Annotated in this window: 4 protein-coding genes; 2 read left to right on the top strand and 2 right to left on the bottom strand. The window is 62.7% G+C overall.

Translation table 11 applies throughout. The features are described from left to right. Positions 1-8 precede the first annotated feature (8 nt). Together SP5_RS19375 and SP5_RS18210 are read right to left on the bottom strand one after the other, a co-directional pair. The gene (locus SP5_RS19375) at positions 9-803 is read right to left on the bottom strand and encodes a hypothetical protein (RefSeq protein ID WP_130119994.1); all 795 of its coding nucleotides are present in this window, start codon (positions 801-803) and stop codon (positions 9-11) included. After that, positions 800-1,393, bottom strand: coding sequence for a recombinase family protein (locus tag SP5_RS18210; protein ID WP_007406866.1), 594 nt, complete (start codon positions 1,391-1,393; stop codon positions 800-802). Before SP5_RS18210 ends, SP5_RS19375 begins: the two co-directional genes overlap by 4 nt. Positions 1,394-1,540: 147 nt before the next feature. Between SP5_RS18210 and SP5_RS18205 the strand changes: the two genes are divergently transcribed. After that, complete coding sequence (locus SP5_RS18205) at positions 1,541-3,028, top strand: TnsB C-terminal domain-containing protein (RefSeq protein WP_052811639.1); 1,488 nt, start codon at positions 1,541-1,543, stop codon at positions 3,026-3,028. Continuing rightward, a complete protein-coding gene (locus tag SP5_RS18200) occupies positions 3,028-3,858 on the top strand; it encodes an AAA family ATPase (RefSeq protein WP_007406871.1) in 831 nt (276 codons plus the stop codon). The genes SP5_RS18205 and SP5_RS18200 overlap by 1 nt, the downstream gene beginning before the upstream one ends. Positions 3,859-3,895 lie beyond the last annotated feature (37 nt).

Genomic DNA, 3,895 nt, shown 5'->3' with positions numbered 1-3,895 from the left:
TGTAGCTTTCAGCGGTAAATGTCACGAAGTGACATCACTGATTGTCGCCTCCTGCGGCCTGCTCCTTTGGGGAAGCACTGATAAAGCCAGCTTTCCCGCTCGGTCCGGCACGTTGCGCTCTGAGGAAGGGCCTCATCATAGGCTTGGTGAGATCCGTCCAGCCTGAAGGATCGTGGTTTGTGCCAGCGCCAGTCCATCCATCGATTTATCGGCATCAGCACGTTCGTTCCTGCTTCACCTCGCTTTGCCGAACATGACGTAACCGAAAGGCGCGACAGCCAGGAAGCCGCGAACAGACCACGTCGCAATCTGCCGAACAGGCATTGGCCGGCAACAGGAAGGCCAATGATTTCGGTCGATGATATCCGCATAATATTTGAGGGTGAGGAAGGTAGCATAGTATAAATGCTGAACTGATCACCTGCCTGCTCGACGCGGGCGATCGGCAGTTCGACATCTCCGAGAGGGGTGCCACCACGGTCATTCAGCAGACCCAGTGCTGCCCAACCGGCGAAAGCACCCATCATGGCCGAGGTAAGCCAATAACCGATGCGGCCAATGGTAGACTGACGCCGCATCAGAGGAACATAAAAAGCCGCAGACCCCAAGCCAGCTATCACGCCTAAGAGGCTACCCCAACCGAGAATACTGGTGAGGCCGGGTGTAACCGGCGCAAACGGACGTGAAAAGTAAACAACGGGCAGCGTGATGGATGCTAGAAGTGAAACCAGCCACAGCCCTTGGCGAAGGATGAAGTCGAAGCGGCGAGCACTACTCGCATCTTGTTGTTCGGTGAGATTCATGCCGCTGCCGCCGCTGTGGCAGCATGCCTGCCGAGCGTTCGATAAACGGTCGGCCGGGAAATCGAGAACAGCTCGGCGAGGTCGCTGATCGAGTAGTCGTCGGTATCGTACATGCGACGAAGCTCCTTCTGCTGCCGATCGGACAGCTTGGGCTTCTTCCCACGCAGCTTCCCCTTAGCGCGGGCGACCGCCATGCCCTCGCGGGTGCGGAGCTTGATGAGGTCCGCCTCGAACTCGGCAAAGGTGGCAAGGATGTTGAAGAACAGCTTACCCATCGGGTCAGCCGGATCGTGGACGCTGGCACCAAGCTGTAGCTTCACCCCACGGGCAGCAAGGCCGTCCCCGATCGCGCGCGCGTCCGGAACTGATCGCGCGAGCCGGTCAAGCTTGGGCACTACCAGCGTGTCGCCGCTTCGTACTGCGGCTAGTGCTTGGTCGAGGCCGGGGCGATCCCGGTTCGTGCCGGTGAGCCCCTTGTCGGTGTAGATGCGATCGGCCGCCACCCCGAGCTTGAGCAGCGCGTCATGCTGGGCGGCAAGGTCCTGTTTGTCGGTCGAGCAGCGGGCATAGCCGATCAGCGTGTGCGTCATAGCCGGAGTGTAACGTATAAGGCCCCATCACCGCAAAACATATGGTACCATCTATGTGAGACTCGGCTTTCGGCCGCTTTCCGTGCTGTTGGAGATCGACCGGCCGAGTCCGCTGAACGATCCTCTATCGGACAGGGGGCGATCACCATGGCGGATGGTCGAAGATCGGAGACAGGAGGCGCGGAGGTGGCGCGGCGAATGGCGGCACTTCGCGCCCATCTGCATGGTGGCGCGTCGCTGGCCAAAGTCGCGGCCGATGCCGGTGTTTCGCTGCGCACCGTCCAGCGATGGCTCGCTCGCTATACCGCCAACGGTCCAATGGGCCTCGCGCGGCCGCTTCGTCCGGAAGCTGGCACACGGACGTTCCCGGACGGTCTGGTCCAACTGATCCAGGGCATGGCGCTGACGAAGCCGCCGGCCTCGATCGCAACCATCCATCGTCGCGTTGTGCATGTCGCTAGCGAATATGGATGGCACACGCCGTCCTACGGCAGCGTTCGCGATATCGTGCGCCGGATCGATCCTGCGATGCTGACGCTCGCGCATGAGGGCGCTGCCGCTTTCCGCGACAAATACGAGATGGTCCATCGTCATCGCGCCGATCGCCCGAACGCGATCTGGCAGGCCGACCACACCGAACTCGACATCCTCATCCTCGATGCTCGTGGCAGGCCGACACGGCCGTGGCTGACGACGGTGGTGGACGATCATTCCCGCGTGATCGCAGGCTACATGGTGTTTCTCGGCGCGCCATCCGCGCTCAATACGTCGCTCGCGCTGCGCCAGGCCATCTGGCGCAAGGCCGATCCGGCATGGCCGGTGTGCGGCATTCCCGATGTGCTGCACGTCGATCACGGATCGGACTTCACCAGCCTCCACCTCGAACAGGCCGCGGCCGATCTGCGTATCAGGCTGATCTACTCAGCCGTCGCCCGTCCGCAGGGGCGTGGCAAGATCGAGCGGCTGTTCCGGACCATCAACACCGAACTGCTGGCCGAACTCCCCGGCAACCTGCGCGCCGGCAAGACGGTATCCCCACCGGCCCTTTCACTGGCCGAACTGGACGCGGCGATCGGCGCCTGGATCATCTCGACCTATAATGCGCGTCCCCACCGTTCGATCGGGGCGGCACCGATAGCCGCATGGCGGGGCGATGGCTGGTTGCCCCGGATGCCGGAGACGCTTGCCGAACTGGACATGCTGCTGGTCATGGTCGCCAAGCCCCGCACCGTTCACCGCGACGGCATCCGCTTCGAGGGATTGCGCTACTTCGATCCGACGCTGGCAGCCTACGTCGGCGAGCCGGTGACGATCCGCTACGACCCCCGCGACATGGGCGAAGTCCGCGTGTTCCATCGCAACGTGTTCCTGTGCCGGGCGATCGATGCGGATCATGCCGCGAACAGTGTCACCCTAAAGGACATCCAGGCGGCGCGGATCGCGCATCGGCGTCGCCTGCGGCAGGAGATCAGGGAGAAGCAATCGAGCGTTATAGACTATCTTCCAGCGATCCTGCGCACTCCGGCTCCGATCGCGAAACCGGCGCGATTGCCTGAATTGGCGCCGGTCTCCGCAGCGACTCCGGCGCCGCCACCAAGCCGGCCGAAGCTACGCACCTATTATGAGGGCGACTGATGACCGCCGGCAGTACGCGCGCGACCAGCTTCATCTCGACCCAAGAGCACCGCCGCTTCATCGAGTTCGCCGACGCCGTTCGGAAGCATCGCTACATCGGCCTGTGTCATGGCCCAGCGGGCGTCGGCAAAACGCTCTCGGCCTGCCGGTATGCCCGATGGCACAAGGCTGCGCCCCTGCTCACCGTTTGGGGACCACGCGATCCATCCGACCTGGAAATCTATGCCCACCTCGCTCAGGCACGTGCGGTTTTCTACACACCTTCGGTCGGCAGCACGTTGCGCGAACTGCGGCAGGATCTGCCCCGGCTGCTCGACCGAGTGGACCATTGCATCGACGAACACGTCCGGCCTCAGAAAGTCGGACAGGTCCGTTATGTCAGTCGTCATACCCGCTACGTCGAAATGGTGATCGTCGATGAAGCCGAGCGCCTGTCGACGACGGCGCTGGAATACATGCGTGACGTGTTCGATCGGCAGGGGATCGGGCTCATCCTGATCGGGATGCCCGGTATCGAAAAGCGCATGGCGCGCTATCCCCAGCTCTTCAGCCGGGTCGGCTTCGCCCACCAATATCGGCCGTTGCAGGATGCGGAGCTGACCTTCGTGCTGACCCGCCGCTGGCGCGACCTCGGCCTTGCCCTCGACGACGCCGATTTCACCGACGCGCAAGCGGTCGCGGCCATCGTTCGGATCACAGGTGGCAATTTCCGGCTACTGCACCGCCTGTTCGTGCAGATCGAGCGCGTGCTGAAGATCAACGGCCTCGCAACCATCAGCGAGGATGTCGTGGAAGCCGCCCGCAGCACCCTCGTCATCGGCGTCACCTAGTGCTGACATTCGTGACATTTACCGCTGAAAGCCACAG

It is taken from the genome of Sphingomonas parapaucimobilis NBRC 15100, assembly GCF_000787715.1.
GTDB classification, from domain to species: domain Bacteria; phylum Pseudomonadota; class Alphaproteobacteria; order Sphingomonadales; family Sphingomonadaceae; genus Sphingomonas; species Sphingomonas parapaucimobilis.
This window is presented reverse-complemented; position numbering and strand designations above follow the sequence as displayed.

Excerpts from the sequence above, each read along its gene's own strand:
- SP5_RS18200 (WP_007406871.1), top strand. The coding sequence starts at position 3,028 with ATGACCGCCGGCAGTACGCGCGCGACCAGCTTCATCTCGACCCAAGAG.
- SP5_RS18210 (WP_007406866.1), bottom strand. The coding sequence starts at position 1,393 with ATGACGCACACGCTGATCGGCTATGCCCGCTGCTCGACCGACAAACAG.
- SP5_RS19375 (WP_130119994.1), bottom strand. The coding sequence starts at position 803 with ATGAATCTCACCGAACAACAAGATGCGAGTAGTGCTCGCCGCTTCGAC.
- SP5_RS18205 (WP_052811639.1), top strand. The coding sequence starts at position 1,541 with ATGGCGGATGGTCGAAGATCGGAGACAGGAGGCGCGGAGGTGGCGCGG.